At 41.5% G+C, this 24,398-nt stretch carries 22 protein-coding genes; 16 read left to right on the top strand and 6 right to left on the bottom strand.

All coding sequences use genetic code 11. The annotated features are described in order from the left end of the window. Positions 1-29 precede the first annotated feature (29 nt). Complete coding sequence (locus tag H5123_RS14905; RefSeq protein WP_182698473.1) at positions 30-236, bottom strand: hypothetical protein; 207 nt, start codon at positions 234-236, stop codon at positions 30-32. A 96-nt stretch (positions 237-332) separates the two neighbouring features. On the opposite strand from H5123_RS14905, the gene H5123_RS14900 reads away from it, so the two are divergent. Beyond that, positions 333-530, top strand: a complete 198-nt coding sequence (locus H5123_RS14900; protein ID WP_124016117.1) for a hypothetical protein — start codon at positions 333-335, stop codon at positions 528-530. A 15-nt stretch (positions 531-545) separates the two neighbouring features. Here the strand turns inward: H5123_RS14900 and H5123_RS14895 are convergent, their stop codons facing one another. Beyond that, the gene (locus tag H5123_RS14895; RefSeq protein WP_124016116.1) at positions 546-1,223 is read right to left on the bottom strand and encodes an SDR family NAD(P)-dependent oxidoreductase; all 678 of its coding nucleotides are present in this window, start codon (positions 1,221-1,223) and stop codon (positions 546-548) included. 260 nt (positions 1,224-1,483) lie between these two features. Here H5123_RS14895 and H5123_RS14890 point away from each other — a divergent pair, with 260 nt between their 5' ends. The 10 genes from H5123_RS14890 (at position 1,484) to H5123_RS14845 (ending at position 13,202) form a co-directional block, all read left to right on the top strand. Further along, on the top strand, positions 1,484-2,245 hold the full coding sequence (locus tag H5123_RS14890) for a TSUP family transporter (RefSeq protein WP_124016115.1): 762 nt from the start codon (positions 1,484-1,486) through the stop codon (positions 2,243-2,245). Between the two features lie 65 nt (positions 2,246-2,310). Then, entirely contained in the window at positions 2,311-3,654 is a 1,344-nt protein-coding gene (sbcD, locus tag H5123_RS14885; protein ID WP_182698472.1) for an exonuclease subunit SbcD, read from the top strand. Continuing rightward, the gene (locus H5123_RS14880; RefSeq protein ID WP_182698471.1) at positions 3,651-7,349 is read left to right on the top strand and encodes an AAA family ATPase; all 3,699 of its coding nucleotides are present in this window, start codon (positions 3,651-3,653) and stop codon (positions 7,347-7,349) included. The genes sbcD and H5123_RS14880 overlap by 4 nt, the downstream gene beginning before the upstream one ends. A gap of 312 nt (positions 7,350-7,661) precedes the next feature. After that, positions 7,662-8,948 carry a peptidoglycan DD-metalloendopeptidase family protein gene (locus H5123_RS14875; RefSeq protein ID WP_124016112.1) on the top strand — a complete coding sequence of 429 codons (1,287 nt, stop codon included), beginning with the start codon at positions 7,662-7,664 and terminating at the stop codon, positions 8,946-8,948. 883 nt (positions 8,949-9,831) lie between these two features. Continuing rightward, entirely contained in the window at positions 9,832-10,236 is a 405-nt protein-coding gene (locus H5123_RS14870) for a hypothetical protein (protein WP_182698470.1), read from the top strand. 92 nt (positions 10,237-10,328) lie between these two features. Next, the gene (locus tag H5123_RS14865; RefSeq protein ID WP_182698469.1) at positions 10,329-10,772 is read left to right on the top strand and encodes a hypothetical protein; all 444 of its coding nucleotides are present in this window, start codon (positions 10,329-10,331) and stop codon (positions 10,770-10,772) included. Positions 10,773-10,886: 114 nt separating this feature from the next. Then, a complete protein-coding gene (locus H5123_RS14860) occupies positions 10,887-11,525 on the top strand; it encodes a DUF5677 domain-containing protein (RefSeq protein ID WP_182698468.1) in 639 nt (212 codons plus the stop codon). Positions 11,526-11,628: 103 nt separating this feature from the next. Next, positions 11,629-12,009: a VOC family protein gene (locus H5123_RS14855; RefSeq protein ID WP_182698467.1), complete on the top strand. Its 381-nt coding sequence runs from the start codon at positions 11,629-11,631 to the stop codon at positions 12,007-12,009. 113 nt (positions 12,010-12,122) lie between these two features. After that, on the top strand, positions 12,123-12,527 hold the full coding sequence (locus tag H5123_RS14850) for a hypothetical protein (protein WP_182698466.1): 405 nt from the start codon (positions 12,123-12,125) through the stop codon (positions 12,525-12,527). 111 nt (positions 12,528-12,638) lie between these two features. Next, positions 12,639-13,202, top strand: a complete 564-nt coding sequence (locus tag H5123_RS14845; RefSeq protein WP_310736144.1) for a sugar O-acetyltransferase — start codon at positions 12,639-12,641, stop codon at positions 13,200-13,202. Positions 13,203-13,440: 238 nt separating this feature from the next. Here the strand turns inward: H5123_RS14845 and H5123_RS14840 are convergent, their stop codons facing one another. The 4 genes from H5123_RS14840 to H5123_RS14825 form a co-directional block, all read right to left on the bottom strand. Further along, positions 13,441-14,805 carry a TrkH family potassium uptake protein gene (locus H5123_RS14840; RefSeq protein ID WP_182698464.1) on the bottom strand — a complete coding sequence of 455 codons (1,365 nt, stop codon included), beginning with the start codon at positions 14,803-14,805 and terminating at the stop codon, positions 13,441-13,443. Between the two features lies 1 nt (position 14,806). Continuing rightward, positions 14,807-15,460: a TrkA family potassium uptake protein gene (locus tag H5123_RS14835; protein WP_124016106.1), complete on the bottom strand. Its 654-nt coding sequence runs from the start codon at positions 15,458-15,460 to the stop codon at positions 14,807-14,809. Positions 15,461-15,530: 70 nt separating this feature from the next. Next, positions 15,531-16,229: a response regulator transcription factor gene (locus H5123_RS14830; RefSeq protein ID WP_182698463.1), complete on the bottom strand. Its 699-nt coding sequence runs from the start codon at positions 16,227-16,229 to the stop codon at positions 15,531-15,533. Then, positions 16,230-17,261, bottom strand: a complete 1,032-nt coding sequence (locus H5123_RS14825; RefSeq protein ID WP_182698462.1) for an ATP-binding protein — start codon at positions 17,259-17,261, stop codon at positions 16,230-16,232. Between the two features lie 212 nt (positions 17,262-17,473). Between H5123_RS14825 and H5123_RS14820 the strand changes: the two genes are divergently transcribed. From H5123_RS14820 to H5123_RS14800, 5 genes are all read left to right on the top strand, one after another. Beyond that, positions 17,474-18,361 (top strand): LysR family transcriptional regulator, encoded by an 888-nt coding sequence (locus H5123_RS14820; protein ID WP_182698461.1) that lies wholly within the window; start codon positions 17,474-17,476, stop codon positions 18,359-18,361. A 422-nt stretch (positions 18,362-18,783) separates the two neighbouring features. Next, the gene (locus H5123_RS14815; protein ID WP_182698460.1) at positions 18,784-19,878 is read left to right on the top strand and encodes an NADH:flavin oxidoreductase/NADH oxidase; all 1,095 of its coding nucleotides are present in this window, start codon (positions 18,784-18,786) and stop codon (positions 19,876-19,878) included. Positions 19,879-19,931: 53 nt separating this feature from the next. Beyond that, positions 19,932-20,468: an MFS transporter gene (locus H5123_RS14810; protein ID WP_182698459.1), complete on the top strand. Its 537-nt coding sequence runs from the start codon at positions 19,932-19,934 to the stop codon at positions 20,466-20,468. Between the two features lie 541 nt (positions 20,469-21,009). After that, a complete protein-coding gene (locus H5123_RS14805) occupies positions 21,010-23,589 on the top strand; it encodes a chemotaxis protein CheB (protein WP_220487659.1) in 2,580 nt (859 codons plus the stop codon). Continuing rightward, positions 23,586-24,398: PAS domain S-box protein (locus H5123_RS14800; RefSeq protein WP_182698458.1), on the top strand; the 813-nt coding region annotated here is incomplete at its 3' end. The genes H5123_RS14805 and H5123_RS14800, both read left to right, overlap by 4 nt.

The following is a 24,398-nucleotide window of genomic DNA, read 5'->3' as shown; positions in this document are numbered from 1 at the left end:
CGGCTTTTTCTTAGTTTATACAACGGAATTTAGTCATCTTCTTTTATGTCATTAATGACTTCTTTAGTTTCGTGACCAATGGCCTTTACGGCATCGCGCGTACCGTGACCGATTGCTGTGGTCACTTTTTTTGTGGTGTGACCGATTTCTTTGCCAGTGTGTTTTAATTCAGCGCAAGCTGACAAGCCAAGAAGCAGGTTGATCGACACCAGTATTACGACGACTTTTTTACACATTGTGGTGGCCTTATCAATAATCTAATATTAAATGTATCATCAGTTAACGATATTGCTATTTCAGCATAACGGGCTTGATGATTAAAGGGTAAAATCATGAATTTAAATGCCACATTGATTGGCCAAATTATTTTCGTTCTAACCTTGGTTGTGGTGTTTTTCACCTTAAAGTTTGCCAAAGGTAAAACCACTAATTTACCGCTAGTCGGATTTTATGCCTTAGTGTTAAACATTGTTTTTGCTCCAGCAGGTTGGATATATTGCTGGTATTGGTCAACAAAGCCAACTCTTTAATCAACAAACGGCTTGTTAACTACGATTAAGGGTAATGTCCGACACATAACCATGCTCAGTAGCGATTAAAGCTTGTTTAAGCATCGTGGCGGCTTCTGCTGCAGTCATAAAGCTTGAAGTATCGATGTCTTTGCCACTGGTTTGCCAAAAGTCGGTTGCCATGCCTCCGGGATAAACGGCAACTAATTTCATGGGACTGTCTTTTAATTCTAGTCGCAAGGATTCAAGCAACCCTTTTACAGCCCACTTAACAGCACAGTAGGTTGACTCATTTGCTTTGCCAGCCTGCGCTGCCGTCGACATGACTACAACAACCGTCACCTTGTGATGACGATAACGACTTACTAGCTCTCGTAATAGTAGAATGCTTGAGGTGAGGTTATTGTTAATTAGTTGATTAATCGCATGTGGAGATTGTTGTTCAATTGGGCCAAAGTAACCACTACCTGCACAATGAATTACCCGACTAGGCGGCGTCGATAAACGCGAAAATAAATCACTAACATCCTGTGCCACACATAAGTCTGCTGCGTGAGCGGTTACATTAGCTTGTTCAAGTGGGGTTAAGTCTGCCATGACATTAGCCAATTTTTGCTCACTGCGACCAGTGATCAACAGACTGTGTTTTTCTGCAGCGTAAAGATGGGTCAATGCGGCACCTAAGCCGCTGCTCGCGCCGGTAATAACAATCATAATAAAGCCTTCAGCTAGTGTTCATTAGGTCGGCTACTATATCAATGCACAACTGAAGCGCAAAGTGCCAGTGTCCTAAAACGATAATCAATGCAAACATTGAGCTGTTTGATAATCATTTATTTATGCGAGTTGCGATTAGTTAAGTTAAATCGAATAAATAACTCGGAACGCTTTGTATTTTGACGTTAAAGATTGTCTAATAACGCCTTATTATTGTCTTACTGACTTCACATTTGTTGCCATTATAGAGAACTTTCATGTTTGAACTCACGCTCCAACTCGGCGTTATTTTGTTTGCTGTTGCTTTAATTGCAGGTTTTATTGACGCAATAGCTGGTGGGGGTGGTTTACTCACCATTCCTGCATTGATGTGGGCTGGGCTGCCGCCAGCAGCGGCTTTAGGCACCAATAAGTTACAAGCCTGTGGTGGGAGTTTTTTTGCAAGTCTATATTTTGTCCGTAAAGGCTTGGTCGATTTACGCAGTATAAAACTGTCGTTGATTTGCGCCTTTATCGGTGCCTCAATTGGCACCATATTAGTACAAATGATTGACGCTAAACTGTTAGAGGTAGTGTTACCTTTTTTGATTTTAGCCATTGGTTGTTATTTTTTATTGTCTAAAAAAATCAGTGAGCAAGACCGCCAACAAATCCTCACGCCAAGCGTATTTGCATTTACTGCTGCATTAGGCGTTGGCTTCTATGATGGTTTTTTTGGCCCAGGTACTGGGAGCTTTTTTGCCTTGGCATTTGTCTCATTAGCCGGTTTTGGTTTAGCTAAAGCCACTGCGCATGCAAAACTGCTCAATTTTGCCACGAATATTGCTTCGCTCATTTTCTTCTTAATTGGTGGTCAAGTGGCGGTGATATTAGGATTAATTATGCTGGTAGGCCAGGCCATTGGTGCCACATTAGGTTCACGCCTTGTGGTCACTAAAGGAGTTAAAATTATTAAACCTTTGGTGGTGATCATGTCATTGGGAATGAGCGGTAAATTATTGTGGTCGCAATATATGTGATCGTAATAGCGGCAATTCGGGTTTACTCACGCCATTATTAAGCGTTTTTGATTAAAAGGGATGTTATGCGCATTATTCACACATCAGATTGGCACCTCGGCCAATATTTTTATGGCAAAAGCCGCGCAGCCGAGCATCAAGCTTTTATGGCATGGTTACTTGAGCAAATCGACCTTCATCAAGTTGATGCCCTTATTGTTGCGGGTGATATTTTCGATACTGGCACGCCGCCAAGCTATGCCCGCGCCTTGTATAATCAATTCATTGTTCAAATTCAACAAACAGGTTGTCAGCTAATTTTACTGGGTGGTAATCACGATTCAGTATCAACCTTAAATGAATCTAAAAACCTGTTAGCCTGCCTTAATACCGTGGTTATCCCAGGGGCTCTCGAACGTGTTGAAGAGCATGTCTTTACCCTAAAAAATCGCATGGGTGAAGTAGGAGCTATTTTATGTGCGTTACCTTTTTTACGCCCACGAGATGTGGTGTTAAGTGAATCTGGTGAATCTTCAATCGATAAACAACGCAAATTAGGTGATGCCATTAGTGAGCTCTATCAAAGTTGTTTTGAGCAAGCAAAGCTTGTTAATACAAGGCTGGCAACACCAGTGCCTATTATTGCGACCGGCCATTTAACCACTGTTGGTGCAAGTACTTCTGAATCCGTACGTGATATCTATATTGGCAGTTTAGATGCCTTTAACGCGGCACTTTTCCCGGCCGCAGATTACATTGCCTTAGGCCACATTCATCGGCCACAAGTGGTGGCGAAATCTGCCCATATTCGTTATAGCGGCTCACCTATTGCACTCAGTTTTGATGAGCTATCAAGCGACAATACGCCAAATAAATCGGTATTTCTGGTTGAGTTTAGCCATGCCGCACTCAGCCAGGTTACGCCGTTGCTTGTACCCATTTTTCAGCCGATGCAGGTGCTCAAAGGCGACTTAGACAGTATTGAACAACAGATAAGTGCATTTGCTGTGCAAGCCGATGCCACAACCATGACTTGGTTAAGCATTGAAGTCTCGCAGCAAGATTACCTCTCAGATCTGCAATCGCGTATCGCCGACATGACTCAAGGTCAAGCGGTTGAGGTATTGCAATTAAAACGTGCCCGTAGCCAACGTCAACAACATATTAAACAGTTAGATAATGAAACCTTATCTGAGTTAAGTGTTGATGAGGTCTTTGCTCGACGTTTAGCTCAAGAAACATTTGACAGTGAGTTGCAGCAGGCGCAGTTAGGTCGCATTAAGCAGCGCTTTAGCCAAGTGGTTGCTGAGGTTGAGTCTGAGCGACATACTCAAGAAACCGCTGCAAGTCATGTGTTGCAAGAGACTATGTCTCATCAGGTTAACACTGAGGTTGTTACACAAAGTGCGACAGACGGTGAACAGTCATGAAAATTTTAAGCCTTCGTTTTAAAAATATTAACTCGCTTAAAAATGAGTGGAAAATCGACTTTACCCAATCACCTTTTGCTGAAAACGGTTTATTTGCCATTACTGGGCCCACAGGTTCGGGTAAAACCACCATACTGGATGCTATTTGCCTAGCGCTTTACCATCGCACGCCACGGTTAAATAATATCTCTAAAACCACTAATGAGTTAATGACTCGCGGCACCGCTGAATGTTTAGCCGAAGTTGAGTTTGAAGTTAAAGGCGTTGCTTATCGTGCTTTTTGGAGTCAAAGGCGCTCGCGTGATAAAGCCGATGGTAATCTGCAAGATGCACAAGTGGAGCTGGCACAGCTAAGTGACGGTAAAATTCTTGCCAGCCAAATAAAGCGTAAAACAGAATTAATTGAACAAATTACTGGGCTCGACTTTGCTCGTTTTACCAAATCAATGATGTTGTCTCAAGGGCAGTTTGCGGCCTTTTTGAATGCCGATGCCAATGATCGTGCTGAATTGTTAGAAGAGCTCACCGGCACCGAAATTTATGGACTGATCTCAGAACGAGTTCACCAGCATTTTAGCGAAGCCAAAACCAATTTGAAATTGCTCGAGGCAAAACTTGGCAGTGTCGAGTTGTTTGATCAACAGCAAATACAGCAACACAAAGACCAGATTGAACAATATAGCCAAACCTTGCAGCAGCAACAATTACAGCTGACTCAATTAAGTCAGTTTATTACCTGGGCCAATAGTTCTGAGCAAGCCCAGCAGTCATTAGCTAAGCTTGAGGCTGAGCAGCAACAGGCGCTAACGAATCAGCAACAACACAGTGACGCGTTAATGCAATTACAGCGCAGTGAACCTGCGCAGCAGATTTTGCCATTATTTGAACAACAGCAGAAAGCGCACGAAAAAGCGCAACTATTAACGGCGCAGTTGAGTGAATTAAGCCAACAAACCGAGCAAGCTGAAACGCTACTGCAAGAGCATAAACATAAGCAGACTCAAAGCCTACTACAGCTTGAAAATGTTAATCGGGCACATAACGTTTTACTGGCATTAATTGATGAGCAAGTGTTGCCGTTGGATCAGCAGATCCATCAACACAATTATCAATTAAACCACATTAAATTAACTCATCAACAAACCCATGAGCAGCAACAAAAGACGCGCGAGCAACAACAAGATTTATTAGTGCAGCAACAGACACTGACCGCCGCAAAACAACACATTCAGCACCAGCTCGAGAGTTTGCCACAAGGCCAGGAAGTGGCTAAAAAGTTTGCCGCTTGGCAAAACCAGTACACACAAGTTGTGCAACTTAGCGAGCAGCTGGGCCAGATTAATAGCCTATGTACGCAGCAACAAGATGCGATCAAGCACAACCAGGTGAAGCTAGGGGCGTTCGCGCCGCAAATACAACAAGCTCAAACTGAGCTTGCTCAAGCAAGATCACAGCAAGAAGACAGCCAAAAAGCATTAGCAGCATTATTGGCCGGCCAAGATGAAGCACAAATTAATGCTGATTATCAGCAACTGATTGAGCAGCAAGCGGGACGCTATCAATTAACCCAGTTGTTGAGCCAATTTATCCGCCAGCAACAGCAATGCCAGCAGTTAACTGCTGATTCGGTGCAATTTGAGACTGAGTTGCAAGCTCTGGTGCAGTCTCTTTCTGGGGTAAGAAGCCAGTGGAGTGATAAAAATCAGCAAGTTAAAGATGTGCAAATGTTATTGCACCAAGAACAGCAAATTGCCAGTTTAACCATAGAGCGTGCCAAACTTAAAGCCGGTGAGCCTTGTGCTTTATGCGGTTCAACCGAGCATCCCTTAGTTGAGCGCTACCAAACACTCAATGTGTCAGCGACAGAACAAAGAGCACAACAGTTGCAGGCTGAGCTTGACGCGATTAAACAACAAGGTGAGCAAATTAAACATCAACAAACGGCGCTGCAAATTAATTATGACAATACGCAACAACAGTTAACTCAAACTCAAGCAGACATCCAAACCATAGTTCATCAGTGGCAGCAGCAAACAGAGGCTTTATCAATATCTCTTGAATTGGATTTGCAGCAGCAGTCCGCATTAAGCGATTACATCGACCAAACTGAAACCAAGCAACAGCAATTAGCGCTCACAATCTCTCAGCTTAGCCAATGTCAAAAAACCTTACATAAGCATCAGCAGTATGTGGTGCAAGCTCAACAAGTGCTTGCTGAGTTGATTAATCAGCAAGCGCTGTTACAACAACAGCTTGATAACTTGCAGCAAGGTTTACTCAGTCGTCAGCAGCAAGTGGAGACGGTGACTGCGCAGCAAACGTCATTACTCAACGGGCTTGAAAAACAGATTATCGCCACAGGGTTAACGGCGCCGACAATAGCCGATGCCGTAGATTGGCTAAACCAGTTACAACAGCAACTCGAGCTTTGGACTCAAGCGCAGCAGCAGGCTAATGATAATCAGCAGCAATTGAGTATTACGGCTGAAAAGCTCATGGCCAATAATCTGCAAGCGGAGGATTTGAGTACAAGGTTAAGTGCAGTGACAGAGCAATTCGATAATGCACAACAGCAGCTCAGCAACCTACAGGCACAACGTAAGCTTATTTTTGCAGATAAAGTGATTGAGGATGAAAAACAGCTAAGCCAAACAGCATTAGAGCAAGCTCAGCAACAATTAGCGACAGTACAGCTGCAATTACAAGCAGCGGATAAACATCTTGCTAGCTTAAGTGCGCAGCAAAGCGCCACCCAAACTCAGACAACACAAGTTAATCAAGAATGGCAGCAATTACACCGCCAATGGATGAGTGCCTTACATGCTAGTCCATTTGATGATCGACAGGCTTTTGAGCAAGCGTTACTTAGCGCGGATGAACGTTATCGATTGCAACAACTTAAACAGCAATTAGACAATGAAATTGTTAAAGCCAAAACCTTGGTTGAGCAGGCCGTTGCGCGCCAAACTGAGTTGATGCAGCTTGGGCAACAACATCGTTATGATTTAGCCCAACAAGGTGAAATATTACAGCAGCATCAGACGCTCGATTCAGAGCATCAACAATTAACCCAAACTTTGTGGCGCTTAACGCACGAGCTCGAACTTGATGCCAATAGGCGAGAAGGGCAGCAGCAACTGTTAAAACAGCAGGCACAATCACTGCAAGTTTATGACGATCTTGTCTACTTGCATGCTCTCATCGGCTCACAAAAAGGCGATAAGTTCCGCAAATTTGCTCAAGGGCTTACTTTAGATCATTTAGTAGCGTTAGCTAATCGACAGCTTGAACGTCTCCAGGGCCGTTACTTATTAGAGCGCAAAGAGTCGGATGCATTAGAGTTACAAGTGCTCGATACCTGGCAAGGTGATGCAGTTCGCGATACCCGAACCTTGTCCGGCGGTGAAAGCTTTTTGGTTAGCCTAGCGCTTGCGTTAGCGCTATCTGACTTGGTAAGTCATAAAACGAGCATTGACTCACTGTTTTTAGATGAAGGCTTTGGTACCTTAGACAGCCAAACTCTAGATACCGCACTCGATGCATTAGATAATTTAAATGCATCGGGCAAAATGATAGGCGTGATTAGCCATATCGAAGCGATGAAAGAGCGGATCGACGTGCAGATAAAAGTGAATAAAATGAATGGTCTTGGTATAAGTAAATTACAGCATGAATTTGCGATTAACGGCAGTTGATCTACCTCAAACTCCCGTAATGACTGCCATTGAGTTCAAAATTAATATTAATTAAATAACATTTTATATTTGTAATATGATTTTTTTTTGATATAAAAGAGCGTTGAAATGCAATTTGAGTACAGAAGCCCGCGTTTTAAGCTGTTTTTACCGGACTGCGAAGTATCAAATATTAGGCCATATTGATGACAAAAATGACCTAAACGTAACGTGTTAGCTCATTTTATTCTCAGTATCGCAATAACAGTTTGCAGTAAAAGAAAAAACAATAAATATAAAACGTCATCTTTTAGGGTGGATTAAACATTGCTAATGAGTAAAATAATGGCCTTCCAACGGCCATCGGTAAGTCAATTGAACTTACCAAACTTGCACAAGAAATTCTTGCTAGCAAGCGTGTTTGTTGTCGGTGCCGCCTTATTATGGCCAACACAACAAGAGTTTTCATCTCAACGAATTCCCGTGGCTATTGATATCGATTCACTATTGCCACATATCGCTCAGCAAGACAGTACCTTGAAAATTGTTAAGCCGACATCGCCAATTTTAGACCGCGTGATCCAAAGTGGTGATACTTTAAGTCAGTTATTTGAGTTAGCTGGTATCGACCAACGAACCATGTACAAAGTCCTTGAGGCTGATTTAGAAGTGTTAGCGTTAGATACTTTGTTACCCGGTAACCGTATCCAGTTCTGGGATAACGCGAACGGCGAACTTGATAAGTTAGAGTTATATTTTAATCCTGCTCATCAAGTGGTTTTCACTCGTTTTGAAGATGGAACTTACGCTGTAAATGACATTAATATTGATGGTATTTGGCAAAATCGTATCGTCGGCGGCGAAATTAATGGTTCTTTTTACGTGTCAGCTAAAAAAGCCGGTTTAAGTGCTGCTGAAATTCAAAAAGTCGAGTCATTACTAAAGTCGAAATTAAACTTTTCACGCGAGTTACATGCAGGTGATACCTTTTCGGTTTTGGTAAATGATCAGTTCGTTGAAGGTGAACTAACGGGGATGACAACGATTGAAGGTATTAGGATTAATACCAGTCGTCGCGACATAACCGCATTTCAAAACACTGATGGCAACTATTACGACATCCAAGGCCAAAGTTTAACCCCAGCTTTTCAACGTGTACCGCTTAATAGACAATACCGTTTGAGTTCTCGCTTTAACCCTAATCGCAAACATCCTATTACAGGCCGCGTGCGTCCTCATAATGGTACCGACTTTGCGACTCCAATTGGCACTCCTGTTGTGGCTCCCGGTGATGGTGTGGTGACCTTGGTGACTAAGCATCCTTTTGCGGGTAACTATGTTGTGATTCAACACGATAATAAAGTCAGCACTCGCTACCTACATTTGTCGAAGTTTTTGGTTAAAAAAGGACAACGAGTGACTCGCGGTCAAGTGATTGCCCTATCGGGTAATACCGGTGCTTCAACAGGCCCTCATTTACATTATGAATTCATTGTAAATGGTCGTCCTGTTGACGCGATGAAAGCTAATATCGCAGAAGCCAAAGTATTACCTAAAAAGCAATTGCAAGCCTTTCAAGCTTTGGTTAAAAGCCGAAGCATGATGATGGATTTAGGCTAATTAACTTCGATTAATCCACGCTATTTATCACAATTGCTTAGCGTTAGTACAAAATAAAAATGCAGCCTGATGGCTGCATTTTTATTTTATTTCTTAAGTTTAATCATACACCGTATTTAGTTACGCTGATGTCATGATTCATGGGCATGTATTTCCTGGCCATTAGCAAATAGCCATTACAGTATTGCCGCTAAACTGGCATTTTTATGTTTGGTTGAGTCGTGTTTAGCTGAGTGGGTATTGGTTAAATGGGTTTGAAGCTTGTAGTTTCATTGTAGTCAATCACCTGCATTGGGCTGATGTGCAGATACTGCTGTGACACGCTTTACGCCACTTAACGAAGACGTTCCTGTTTTCGATACCTTCAGTCGCATCTTCACTGGTTCATGCTATCTCTTCGATTTAGCTTCATTTGGTACGAATGTTAAGTTAACAGCTAACTTGGTTTTGCCTCGTTCCAAGTTAGGAATAGCGTTCTATTTCATTTATGGGTCATCATTTCTCGTTAATAAAAAAGATCATAATTCCTCTGTAGCAAAGACCATTTATGGTTAATTTAATGAACATATTGGTTAACTGTTTTTATATACAGTTATAATAAGTTTTTAGGGCAAATTGAATGAGAACGATGAATAAGTAAACGAAAGTAGTATGATGGAATAATCTCGTTACCCCCTAAGTTGTTGATAGTTATTTATTTAAAATAATTATCATTTTTTAGCCACTTTTATCGTGCAACCTCGATTTGTTTTTATGGTTCAATAATAACTTATTGTTTTACATCAATAAGATAAAAAATGTAGGATGTTATTAATCAATAATTTGAACAGCCGACTTTATCGGGTGAGCCGTTCAATAAGCTGTTATAGCTCTCAAGGAAAGTATGCGTAAGATTCTCGTTTTTCTATCAATCATGCTAGTAGCAGCATGTGCAGCAAAAACCGAAAACATGTCACATCATTATCCTGAATATATTGGTGGAGACTTTTATCTTACCGAAGACATGGCATTGTTTGAAAACAACGAACATAACTTTAGCTTTTTTAAAAGTGCGTTAGTGCGCCAATCAGACTGTTGCGCTAGCGGGAGACTGATAGTTTTATTACCTAAAGGTACTAAAGTCCAAATAAACAACATTCTGAGGTACATTAAATTTACCAAGGATTGCAACGAAGCTGTTGGCAACCTAACAATTAATGGTAAACGGTTGGACTTTGAATATTTTGTAAATTGCAATTATCAGGGTGTAAAGGTAGCTAAAGATATACCGTGGGAACGCGAGCTATAACAAGTTACTCAAAAGGACGCAAAACGCTTGGCTTGTGCTCCTTCGTCGCTAATTTTAGCCAAGCATTTATGCGCCCATTAGTAAGGCGTTAAATGGCAATAAATATGTGCAAGCCTAAACTGATTGGAGAAGTAACATTGGAAGATCTACAGTCTCATCGATGGTGCTTTTACCAAAATGACGAAGAAGGCTTCGATGCTTTTGAACATGTAATTCCAGATACCCATCCTGATTTCTCAGCAGACACCATTGAGTTAGAGTTGGCTGAATTTAAGTTCGCAAATGGAAAGGTAGCCTTAGGTATTTACGATGGTGCGTCATCATTTACTTTAGTAGCAAATGATCAAGGGTTTTCATTTTGGTATGGCGTCGTCAAACCTGAGCAAAAAGATATTGAAAGTATGTCTAATTTTTTGTTAAGTAATGACTACCAACTTCCTGTTGAGGCAACCGCTAAATGGTCAAGAACAACTAAAAAATATAGTGGCATTCAATATATAAATAAAGATGGTGAAATCATTGAACTCAGCATTTAACAAGGTAATCTTGCGGAACTCCGTGTGCAAATTGCGGCGTTATACGAATAGGCATTTATCAAAGCGTCGTTTTATCAAATATGGGATGAATTTTGTGATTTTCGAAATATCTATTTGGAAAGTTTAAATTTTACCGATGACAGATCAAAATTTATTTTGGCTTTATGGGTAAGAATAAATTCACTTTGTGAAGAAACCATTGTATTAGTTAAGAGTGATTGTTTTGTTTCACCTCAGATTTTAATGCGGAGTACTCTGGAGTCATTCGTTGATCTTCGGTGTTTAATTTCAGATGAGGACTATGTAAAAAATATCATGGCAGCGGAAGCTGACTCTATGTATAAAAACTTAAAAAAACATTCTGAGTCTAACCCTTATTACAAGGGTATAGCTAAAGCAAGTCCCAAACATATTGAAAACTTAAAAGAAGAAAAAACTAATAGTATTAATATCTTTGAACGCTTCAAAAAAGCTGGTTGTGAAGATCTTTATTCAACTGTTTATAATACTTTGTGTCGTTATACCCACGGAAATATAAGTGCATTAGCATCTAAAAATTTTGAAAATGATAGAGTAGTTATGACCGCTAAAATTAGTGATGCTGATTTACTCTTTATTTTGTCATCCACAATTAATGTTGCAATATCTTCAACTCACGATGTTTTAAGTTTTTATAATACTTCAGAATCCGAGCTTGTAAAATGTATGGATAGTCATGATAAAGTTAAGGCTCTATGCAGAAAATTCGTATAACAAGTTACTTAAACTGACACAAACAGCTGGCTGTGCTCGTTCCTCGTTATTATAGCCAGCCATTTATAGCCGCTTAGCAAAGCGTTATGCACTTGGAGGATAGATGGAACTTAATCAGGTAACTTTACCCGTTAAAAATATGGAAGATGCTGTTCAGTTTTATCTAAAGCTGGGCTTCACTCAAATAGTTGATACCCCCCATTATGCTCGTTTCTCTTGTCCAGACGGCGATTCTACCTTTTCTCTTTCTCTCGAAAACGACAAATTTGAAAATCATTCAGTTATCTATTTCGAGCACGAAGACCTTGAAGAACTATGTGAAAACCTAGCACAAAAAGGTATTGTCTTTGAACAAGAACCAACAGAACAGCGTTATCTTTGGAAAGAAGCGATAATTAAAGATCCGTCTGGTAATAAAATAAAGCTTTATTGGGCTGGTGAAAATCGTTTAAACCCACCATGGAAAGTAGACAAACGTGCATAACAAGCGCCTTATATTCACCCAACAAGTTGGGCTTGGACATTACTCGCTGCAACTTCGTTGCAAAACACTCATAATTGCAGCATCGGCGGGCGTTATGTGTTACTGGAGGTTTTGTGACAATAATTTTTGACCTTAAGTCAGAATCTTGTGAGTGGGCAACAGATATAAATGAAGAAATTGCTGCTGCCTTTCCCAGCTTTTTCGATCAAAACCCTCTTGTGGGTTCAGATGAGTGGTGGGAGTCTTCTGAATTTGAAATTACAAACGGGAAGATTAGCCACGCAGGTCCCTTGCTTGAAGATGGTGAATTGGTTGATGTTATTTCCATCGAAATATTAGATAACGACTACCACAGTGCCGGTGGATATCCAGAACAACTTATTGATCGTGAAGACTTCTGGTTGCATGAAGCTGTAGCGGTCGATAAATTAGTTGAAACCAAGTCAATTACAATTATGCCATCTGGAGAGTTGGACGAAACCTCCATTTATTTAGAAATAAAGGTACGAGTTTGGTAACACATAACAAACCAAGTTATCGGACAATCAGTCACTGGCTGCGCCACAGCGTTCGCGCTTTCCGCTGCTTGGGGTGTTATGAGTAAATCTTGTATTAAGGAGCTTCATCAAGTGTCAGAAAAATCAAAAATGCTAGCAGGGGAATTGTATGATCCTAGCAATAAAGAACTTGTTGAGATGAGATTAAGTGCTCGCCTAACGACAGAGAAGTTAAATCAAACCTCTTTAGCAGATTTACAGGTAAGAACTAAATTATTAAAGTCTCTGTTCGGTAGTACGGGTAAAAATATACATATTGAGTCAATATTTAACTGTGATTACGGTTCTAACATTCACGTTGGAGAAAATTTTTACGTTAACTTTGGGTGTGTTATTTTAGATGTAGCAGAGGTTCGAATTGGCGACAATTGTATGATTGCACCACAAGTAGGCATTTATACTGCAACCCACCCCTTAGACCCAATTGAGAGAAATAGCGGACTAGAACTTGCCAAACCAATTACTATCGGAGATAACTGCTGGATTGGGGGGCACGCAACAATTAATCCTGGAGTGACTTTAGGTGATAACGTAGTTGTTGCTTCAGGGGCAGTAGTTACAAAGAGCTTTGGTAGCAATGTTGTCATCGGTGGTAATCCTGCGAAAGTAATTAAACAGATTACAACTACGGTGTAACTTACTCATAATAAGTCGTTTAAAAGGACAAAAAACCGTTGGCTTTTGCTCCTTCGTCGCTAATTTTAGTCAATAATTTTTTTCCTCTTAACTATTCGTTACACATAGAAAATTTAACCTGAAACTCACGAATTAACATTAATGTTCCAACTCGGAAATGTCCAAAAGTGAGTTTGAAAGTGATCAAACTTTATAATCAAAAAATGATATTCGGTTGTCTAATCTTTGTTGATATAAGTTATCCAATAGCCAGTTTGGTTGATGGATAACGCAGCTTGGTAGTCCGAGGGCTCGCGAGGAAATAGGCCAATGTTAACGGTCCTAAGCGTCCCATAAACATCAGGAAGATAATGATAAGTTCGCCAGCGCTAGACAGATTGGCAGTTAAACCTCTTGATAAGCCAACTGTACCTAGGGCTGAGATTGCCTCAAAAATGATATCCAACATGGGGGCTTTCTCACTGAGTAACAGAGAAAATATGGCTAAACAACTGACTCCGATAGACATGATGGTTAACGCAAACGCTTTGCTGACGGTTTCTTTTGGAATTTCACGTTTAAACACGTAAACCGCTTCATCACGTCTAAAATAGGAGTAAGTGGCTAATATTAAAATCATAAATGTCACTACTTTTATGCCACTTGCGGTACTCATCGAGCCGCCACCGATAAACATTAACATCAACATGACTGCCGTAGTTGCATCTTCAAGTTGATCAATCGCCAGTGTATTAAAGCCCGCAGTTCTGGGGGTTAATGCTTGAAACCAAGACGCTAACCATTTTCCTGACTCGCTCAGTGGCGCTAATGTATTTGGGTTATCATATTCAATAAGGTAAATCAGGATAACAGCGATTGCGTTAATTAAGATGGTTCCCAAGATCATCATTCTGCTATAGACAGTTAAACGCGCCCATTTTCGATTTCGATTAAGATCAATCCAAACAGAAAATCCTAGTCCGCCAATAACAAACAGCGACGTAATCGTTATATTCACCACTACATCATCAACGTAAGGCATCAAGCTGTCCGCACTGAGTGCAAAACCAGCATTGTTAAATGCACTTATAGTATAAAAAAAGCCATGAAATAGGCTTTTTTCCCAACCTAATTCATTACGCCAATACAGGGTCAAAATTAGCATACCAATGCATTCAACAATGAGCGCAAAAATGATCACTGATTTCGCTGTTGAAACTAAGGTTGACGAGTCGGTTTGATTAAATGCTTCTCGTGCGACAGTACTTTGTAAAAAGCCAATCTTACCCCCTAATGCGATTAAGGTCACAATGGCAAACGTCATCAAACCTAAACCACCACATTGAATTAATATGGCAATAACAATCTGACCAAAAGGCGTGAAAGCCGTGCCAGTATCAACAACGACTAATCCTGTTACCGTTACCGCTGAGGTGGCAGTGAAGATACTTTGAAGCCAGCTTATTGGGACATCAGTGGCTATCGGTAATTTTAATAACACTGACCCGAGCAAGATTAATACGACAAAGCTGCCACATAAGATAAGCGGCGGTGCTGCAAATAATTTCTTACCCGCTTTGGGTTTTCGCTCAATAGGCGTGATAGAGGGATGCCATAAAATCATGTTATACCAGCCTTGGCGCAACGTATTTTAATTGAGCACGCGTGCCACACAGCAGCAAGATGTCGTTAGCCTGTAATACAAATAAAGGCTCGAGCTGAGAGAAAATAGTTTCCTCCCGTTTAACCATTATTGGCTTAATGGTGTTTTTTACGTCGCCTAATACTTGCGATAATGTCTGACCGTTGAGGATCTGTTTTATATGGATCTCCACAACATAAATGCCATGACCAATGGCAAGATAATTATTCACCATAGGATAATTGAGTGACTGAGCCACTCGAATGCCCATTTCATCTTCGGGATGAATGATCCTTTGTACTCCGAGTTTAGACACAATAGTATGATGGGCTTTGGTACTGGCTTTTACCCATATATTTTTAACACCAATATTTTTAAGGGCCAGAGTACAGAGCAAACTTGATTGCATGTCCTCTCCAATTGCCACCAACACCGCCTCACTCGTACACAGATTAAGCTCCCTCAAAACGCTCTCATCTGAAGAGTCGCATATAACCGACTCGGTTAGATCTTCTGCGTATTTCTCGACAATTTTAGGGTCAAGATCCACGCCTGTTACCGTGTGCCCTAAATGGATCAGCTCTAAAGAAGCTGACACTCCAAAACGGCCTAAGCCAATTACTGTAAAATGTGCCATTTATGACCTGTATTTTTGTTGATAAAAAGAAAACGAAATAGCCCGATCGATAACTTGATATACCGAGCGATCACTGATCATCAGGTTCCGCCACTATATTTAATCGATAACCTAATCCGGCTTCGGTTTTGATAAATGGTTGCTCAACAGTGTTATTGAGTTTTTTACGTAATTGGCTAACCATAATTCTCAGATAATGAGTGTCCTCCTGATGACTTGGTCCCCAAATCCGTTTGAGCAGGACTTCTTGCTTAACCAGATTTCCCGGCTGAGCCAGTAAAAGCTCAATAAAGGCGAACTCTTTTTTTGTTAGCGCTAATTCATTACCATTAAGCCAGAACTGATGGGTACTTTTTTGTAAGCTTAATGCCCCATGTTTGATTACATCTGTGACAGGCTCATTGACGACTAAATCTCTCACTAATACCTTAATACGTGCGATTAATTCTCTTACACCAAAGGGTTTGATCAGATAATCGTTTGCTCCAGCCTCTAATAAGCGGATTTTTTCGTCTTCTTGATCTCTTGCTGTCAAAATAAGCACAGGTGTTTTGCTGCTGTGGCGGACATAGTTAAGGAAATCTATGCCATCTCCATCAGGTAAACCTAAGTCTAAAATAATCACTTCAGGACGCTGTTGATTGAATATAGTTTTAGCTTCTTCAATAGACTGCGCACCAACATAGCAATAACCTTCAGCCGTTAACGAAATACGAATAAAGGTATGAATTTGCGGTTCATCATCAACGACCAGTATTTTATAAGTCATTTATGCCTCACGTTTACTTATGGGGAGCGCAATGCGGATTAAACAGCCTTGCTCAACAGGAATGAATGAAATATGGCCTTGATGCGCGGCAATTATCCCTTTTGAAACGGCAAGTCCAATACCCGATCCACTGCCAGAGTCACTAGGTTGGTGATCGTGGCTTGAATAAAAAAGCTCAAATATATTGTCTGCGTATGTGGGATCAATGCCTTGGCCATGATCTTGGACATCAATATGAACATAATCTTGGGCGCAATAAAGGCTGATACTGACAGATTTATTTTTCGGGGAATATCGGAGGGCATTATCAACAACATTAAATATCGCCTGCTCAATCAATGAGCTACTAATGTATAACTGCGAAACCTTTTCTGTGTTCAAGGCAATTCGGTTCGAGCCATCGCTAAAACGTTCAACAACACGATCAATCACACTAACAATAGACACAGGCAGTTTTTTAAACGTTAATGTTCCATGCTGCATCCTGGTTGCTTGCAGTAAGTTTTCAATGTATTGATGTAATCGATGACTTTCAGCTGTTGCACTATCGAGCAACTCCTGCTTTTCAAACTCGCTAAGTTTAGCCATGTATTCTTTGAGTGTCGTTAATGTGCCAATAATGGTCGCCAGTGGCGTTCTCAGATCGTGAGACACAGACAACAAGATACTATTTCTAAGTTGCGCCTGCTTTAATTCATGCTGTTGACGACGGTAATGTTGCGCCAGTTTGCTGGTAGCAAATGCCACAAAAATAAACACCAGTAAATTCATTATGTCGTTAATGTTGAACATTTGTAGTGAATAACGCGGCGTGGTGAACAAAAAATTGAAGCTTAATGCTTCAATGATGGCAGAAAAATAGGCAAGCTTGATGCTACATTGCAACGCGATAACCACGATGGCCAATTGTAATAGCAATAATATTACAGCTGGTGAACCCCATACATAATCGATAATCCAGGCACTTGTTAATACCAAAAATAGCACTACAAAACTAAAAATATAGCGAGTTGAAATTAAATTTGCCCACATAATGCTGTTTATCACTTAAAATTCAGTGAAGTAACAATATCAAATGACAAGCAGTATATCGCGTAAAAAAACCGTAAAATTATCAATTGTACTGAATACAATAGAGCAGTAGGCTACACTGCAAAATAGCGTGTAACGGCTATTTTTATCGTGGTGATAACCTAAGTCGCGTTGAATAAGTTAGAAACCACAATGAGGTAGTACGATCTTAGATGGATAAATTACTGGCGTTGAAAATGTTTGTTGAGACAGTTGATGCGAAGGGATTTTCATCGGCGGCACGCAATCTTTCGGTGGCTACGTCATCGGTAACCCGCATGGTCGATTCGCTTGAATCTGAGCTCGGTACCGTGCTGTTAAACCGTTCAACTCGTCAAATTACTGTGTCTGATGCGGGCATGGCTTATTACATGAGTGCGAGGAAAATTCTCGACAGCGTGTTAGATGCCGATGAACAAATAAAAGACAGCCAAGATGAGGCATCAGGTCCACTGCGCGTGACAGTGCCAACAACATTTGGCGGTTTTGTTATTGCACCACACATTGGCCGTTTTTTGCATCAATACCCCAAATTAGATTTGGATTTGCAGCTCAGTGATGACATTACTGATTTATTTACCCAGCGCATCGATCTCTCCATCAGGTTGGGCTCTGCTGCACCGACCGAAGAGTTAATCAGTCGACCCCTAGGTCAGTTTCGACGGCTAGTGGTTGCCAGTCCAGAGTATATAAAACAATATGGCCTGCCACAGCAACCAACAGATTTGTTACATCACCAATGTTTGCGCTTTAGTAGTCAGCTGGTCTGGACATTTTTGTCCGAAGACGAAGAGCAACGGATCCCTATTAAAGGTAAGCTAAAGACCAATAATGTTGAAGTGATCAGAGAAGTGGTGTTATCAGGCCATGGTATTGCTTTATTACCAGATTGGTTAATTCAACAAGACATTAATAGTGGCCAAATGATCAGTTTACTGACGTCATATCAAGTAAATCCCAACAGTTCGAGTGCAGCAATTTCGGCCTTATATTTACCTAATCATCGTGGTTCGAGAAGGGTTAATGCGTTTATCGATTTTATTAGAGAGATAGTTACATAATCAGCGATTAACTCACTGGTTCATAAACTGATATACGTTACGGGTGAGTGTTGCAAAATAAGCAATAGTGTTTTGCGTCCAGTCGATATTCTGCTGTGATAGTTATTCCTTTATCATGTCTGATTAAAATCATCACTACGCTTGAGCTCTCGTCTCTGGGTCATAATCTCTTCGTTAGCGTGATTATTACCAGCTAAGCTATGGCACAATTTAACTTATCAACCTCTAAGCCACTTGAAACAATTTTATCAACGGGTTAACAGTATTTAGCTGATTGTTGATAAATAGGCTAATGGTGTAGCGAAGAAAAATAAGACTAAACCTAAGTCGTTTAGATCTATTGTTACCACGAATATATATTTACTACTGACGCCGATCCATGAGTCACTTGTGTCACCTTATATCAACAAGGAAACCTTTTTATGAGTCATTTGTTTGAATCCCTGAAAATGGGTCAGTTAACTTTGGAAAACCGGGTCATTATTGCGCCAATGTGTCAGTATTCAGCAGATGAAGGCGCCGCAACAGATTGGCATACTTTGCATTGGGGACGATTAGCATTATCAGGTGCAGGATTGTCCATTCTTGAAGCCACGGCAGTCAATCCTACTGGGCGTATTACCTATGCCGATTTGGGATTATGGGACGACAGAACAGAGCAGGCAATCGCTAAATCATTGGCTGTTGCTCGCCGTTATTCCACTATGCCCATTGCCATTCAGTTGTCACATGCTGGCCGTAAGGCATCAACTCAAAAACCATGGGATGGTGGCAATATTATCGCTGTTGATCAACCGAACGGATGGCAACCCGTTGCCCCGTCACCAATACCGTTTACCCTTGATGGACCGCGACCAGAAGCCGCCAGCATTATTGATATTGGTCATATTGTGGCAGATTTTGCCGCAGCGGCTAAACGTGCAGAGCGATTAGGCATTGATGCCATCGAAGTGCATGCTGCCCATGGATATTTAATCCATCAATTTTTATCTCCATTGTCGAATCAGCGTGATGACCAATACGGTGGTAGCATTGAGAACCGTATGCGTTTATTGCTCGAGATCATTGATGCCATCCGCGCTGCAGTATCCGATAAGATCACGCTTGGGGTGCGTATTTCAGCTACCGATTGGGTCGATGGTGGCTGGGATCTTGAGCAAAGTATTATATTAGCCAAAGCCCTTAGCGTTAAGGGCTGTCAGTTTATTCATGTCAGCACAGCAGGATTAAGTCCTCAACAACAGATCCCCGTTGCACCAGAGTTTCAGGTGCCATTTGCTGATGCCATAAAACAAGCTGTTGATATCCCGGTTATTGCGGTGGGCTTAATAGACAAGCCAAAGGCGGCCGATGAGATCATCGCCACTGGCAAGGCCGATGCCGTGGCATTAGCTCGAGGGATCCTTTACAACCCACATTGGGTTTGGCATGCGGCCGCTGAATTAGGGGCGCAAGTGACTGCACCACCGCAGTATCTTCGCTCGTCACCTCATGGTATGCCTTCGCCTATTAAGTAGTGCCATTTAAGCGCTACCCCTTATTACGCCAGCGTGCTTTGTATCAAGGGTTAATGTTTGCATCATTCAGCTTGTTTTGGACCGCTGCGCCATTACTGTTGTCATCTGTCTACGGGTTAAGCCAAACGCAAATTGCGTTGTTTGCATTAGTTGGTGCAATAGGTGCTGTTGCTGCGCCTATTGCAGGACGAATGGCGGATGCGGGGCACACCGAAAAAATGTCAAAGTTTGCCATGGTGTTAGCCGTGATTAGTTTTGTTCCGGTTTTTTTTAACCTGGAGCATGGCGTGATATTTCTGGCGCTAACCGGCGTATTACTCGACTTTGCCGTGCAAATGAATATGGTGCTAGGTCAGCGAGCCGTCTACATACTTGATCCACACAGTCGTGGTCGTTTGAATGCACTATATATGACGAGTATTTTTATTGGTGGCACCCTTGGTTCTATATTGGCCAGTGTTGTGTATGCCCATGGTGGTTGGATTTACGTCGCGGCAATTGGCAGTGCTTTGCCATTGTTGGCACTCATCCTATTTGTGAGAATATCAGCGCTAAGTAGTTCAAATAGTCAAAAACAGGTGCATGTCTAAGTTCATATAACCGAGAGGGGATACACCAACCGTTTGCCCTCAAACTCAGTCATCTTTGCCACCTCATTGTTATGTCTCAAAGCTTGTTTAGAGCATCAATTAAATACAATCAATTGCTGCGGCAGGGGGGTAATAAATATATAAGTATTTATAAATTTGATTTTTTAAATGAATTTAATGGATGGATCCTGAAGGTTTACTGTTTTCGACCGCCTCAGAGATATGGCCTCAATCACTTAGCTCTGTAGCTTTTATCCGTTTTCGGTACTCATCACCTTAAGAAAAAAATCGCAAACGGTGTTCAATTTATTTGACCGCTAAAAGTACAAGCTAAGCACTTTTAAAAATAAACCGCCTCACCGTTTCACGCACAAACTTAGACGCTTTTTATCAACAAACAAAGGTCTGCGCTAATAAAGTCATCATATTTAGGCCAAAGGTAGGCTTAATGGATAAATTACTGTCCCGCAGTGATTGAGTTGACATACTTGTCTGCTTAATTCGTCTACAATCAATGCATGCATAATAAAAAGCTCACCCAATGAAAAACCAAAGTAAAACATTGACTAAGCCACTTAAGGATTACAGTAGGTTGGCTGTGGTGAATACACCTATCATTGTGGGTATTGGAGCTTCAGCTGGTGGCTTGGAAGCATTGGCAGATTTTTTTTCCCATGTATTAACTCCCAGCAGCATTGCATTTGTTGTTATTCAACACCTTGACCCAACTCGCAAAAGCATTATGCCTGAGCTTTTGCAACGCACCACCTTAATGAAAGTCACCCAAGCCAGCAATGGGATGGAAGTTAAGCCGAACTGTGTATATGTGATACCACCTAATAAAGATTTATCTATGCTTCACGGATCGCTATTTCTGCTTGATCCAATCGCCAGTCGCGGATTGCGTTTACCGATTGATTTCTTTTTTCGGGCCTTGGCTAATGATCAGAATGAGCGGGCTGTAGGGGTTATTTTGTCTGGTATGGGGTCTGATGGCACCCTAGGTTTACGCGCCATTAAAGAAAATGCTGGGGTGTCTGTGGTGCAGTCACCTGAGTTTGCCAAATTTGATTCAATGCCTTATAGCGCGATTAATACTGGACTGGCTGACATCGTTGCTCCTGCTGAAGCTTTACCAGAACAGATTATCGCTTTTCTCAAACATAGCCCTCGCGGTGTACCAAACAATTTTGAATCGAGTGCGGAGCTCATGTCAACAAGCGCGCTTGAGCGGATCATTATTATCTTACGTGGACGCAGTGGTAATGACTTTTCACTGTACAAGAAAAATACTATCTATCGTCGTATAGAAAGACGTATGGATTTGCATCAGCTTAAAAACATTGAACTCTACGCGCACTATTTGCGTGATAATCCGCAAGAGCAAGACCTGCTGTTCAAAGAAATATTGATAGGCGTTACTCATTTTTTTCGAGACCAAAAAGTGTGGGCGCAGCTTAAGCGCGTCTCACTTCCTGCACTGTTAGCCCATTATCCACAAGGTAAACAACTTCGAGCATGGGTAACGGCTTGTTCTACCGGCGAGGAGGCTTACTCGCTTGCGATGACGATTATGGATGTATTGGATGATGTTAAGCCAAAAGGGCATTTCACATTACAGGTCTTTGCAACTGATCTTGGTGAGGATGCCATCAATGTTGCACGAAAAGGTTATTACCCAGCAAGTATTGAGGCTGATGTCTCGCCAGAGCAATTGAATCGATACTTCATTAAAGATGGAAGTGGTTATCGCATTAATAAGCGCATTCGAGACATGGTCATTTTTGCGCCACAAAATATCATCATGGATCCACCGTTCACTAAGTTAGATATTGTTACCTGTCGTAATCTGCTGATTTATTTGGGACCGGAATTACAAAAAAAGTTAATCCCCTTGTTCCACTACTCATTAACTTCTCAAGGTATGTTAATTTTGGGAAGTGCTGAAACGATTGGTCATTACACCTCGTTGTTCTCAGAGCTCAAAGAAAATACACGCATATACACCCGCATTGATGGCCCTGCACCGCAGACGGAAGTCGACTTTTTACCCAAGATATTTCCGATTATATCTTTGGTAGAAAATGAACCTGAGAGAACCAGTAAGATGACTACAACGATTACTAATCTACAAATGCAGGCAGATCAACTTCTCCTACAGCACTTTTCTCCAGCAGCGGTTCTGGTTAATGCGGCAGGTGACATAATTTATATTAATGGCCGCACTGGAAAATATTTAGAACCCGCGGCAGGAAAAGCCAACTGGAATATTCATGTGATGGTGCGTGAAGAACTGCAATATCAACTTGATCTGGCTATGAAGAATGCCCAGATGCAAGTCGATCCCGTAATCATTAAAAACCTAAGCATAGACACATGTACGATCAATTTGACCGTACAAGCTATTTCTAAACCAAAAGCTTTGCTCGGCTTGATGATGGTGGTCTTTACTGAGGTGGCGACACCGCCCCCATATCCGCGTAGAAAAAGCGATTCACTAGCCAAAGAAACTCAGGCCGAACTGCAACAGGCCTATGACGAAATACAATCGCTTCGCGAACAAATGCAATCTTCTCAAGAAGAACTAAGGTCTGCCAATGAAGAGCTGCAATCTGCCAATGAGGAATTGCAATCCACCAATGAAGAATTGACCACATCCAAAGAAGAGATGCAGTCAATGAATGAAGAATTGCAAACCGTCAATAATGAGCTGCAATCAAAAGTGGATGATTTGTCATGGGTCAATAACGACATGAACAATCTGCTTAATAGTACCCAAATTGCCACCATTTTTCTGGATAACGAACTGCATGTTCGCCGCTTCACTAACTATGCGACGCATTTATTTAAGCTTATCCAAAGTGATGTGGGCCGTGCGTTGTCTGATATCGTTACGGAATTAGATTATGTCCTGCTACAAGAAGATTCAAAGGAAGTATTGAAGACGCTTATCTTCATCGAAAAAGAAATAACTGCTAAAAACCAACGCTGGTTCAAAGTCCGTATCATGCCTTACCGTACCCAAGATGATGTGATTGATGGTGTGGTGATCACCTTTACCGATATCAGTGAAGCCAAGCTGCTTGAATCAGAGTTACGTAAGATCAGGCCTAGCTTATGAAGACTACTCCTAAGTCAGCCAAGCTGTCTACCAAAGTGCTACGTGAGCGTGCGGAAGCTAAACTGAAAAAACAAACTAGTGATACGCAATCTCCTTCTAGTGACTATGAAGCCAAAAAGATGCTCCATGAGTTGCAGGTTCATCAGATTGAATTGGAAATGCAAAATGAGGAGTTAAAGCAAGCTCGGATAACAGAACGGTTATATTATCGTTACACCGAGTTATTTGAATTTGCACCGATTGCTTACTTTGTATTTGATCTCAATGGCATGATTAGTCAAGTCAATTTACGAGGTGCCAGCCTATTGGGTATTGATCGCGATCACTTAGTCGGCAAACCGTTTTCACACTATGTCACAGCACAATATCGGGAAATTTTTAAACGTTGCTTAGGAAAAGCCTTTAGCGGTAGTGGTATTCAATCTTGCGAAGTATTAGGCCAAGTGAGTAATAATACGCTTTGGCTCGATATTGAGGCTAATCTCGGTATCACTGGCACAGACTGTCTTGCCGCTATGATTGACATCAGTGATAGAAAACAAGCTGAAGATAGTCAAAACCGAGCTAACATAGAGCTGGCCTTTCAAAACCAAGAGAAAGATAAGCGGGCAGACGAGTTGGTTCTGGCCAACGCAGACAAAGAACAGCGCGCCAACGAATTAGCCCTTGCTAACATAGAGCAGGCTTGTCAAAACCAAGAGAAAGATAAGCGGGCAGACGAGTGGGTTCTGGCCAATGCAGAAAAAGAGCAACGTGCTAATGAGTTAGCCCTTGCTAACAAGGAGGTGGGCTCTCAAAGACAAGAGAAA

This window comes from Shewanella sp. SR43-4, from assembly GCF_014163845.1.
Taxonomy (GTDB): domain Bacteria; phylum Pseudomonadota; class Gammaproteobacteria; order Enterobacterales; family Shewanellaceae; genus Shewanella; species Shewanella vesiculosa.
Note: the sequence above shows the minus strand (reverse complement) of the source record. Positions and strands in the feature narration are given on the sequence as shown.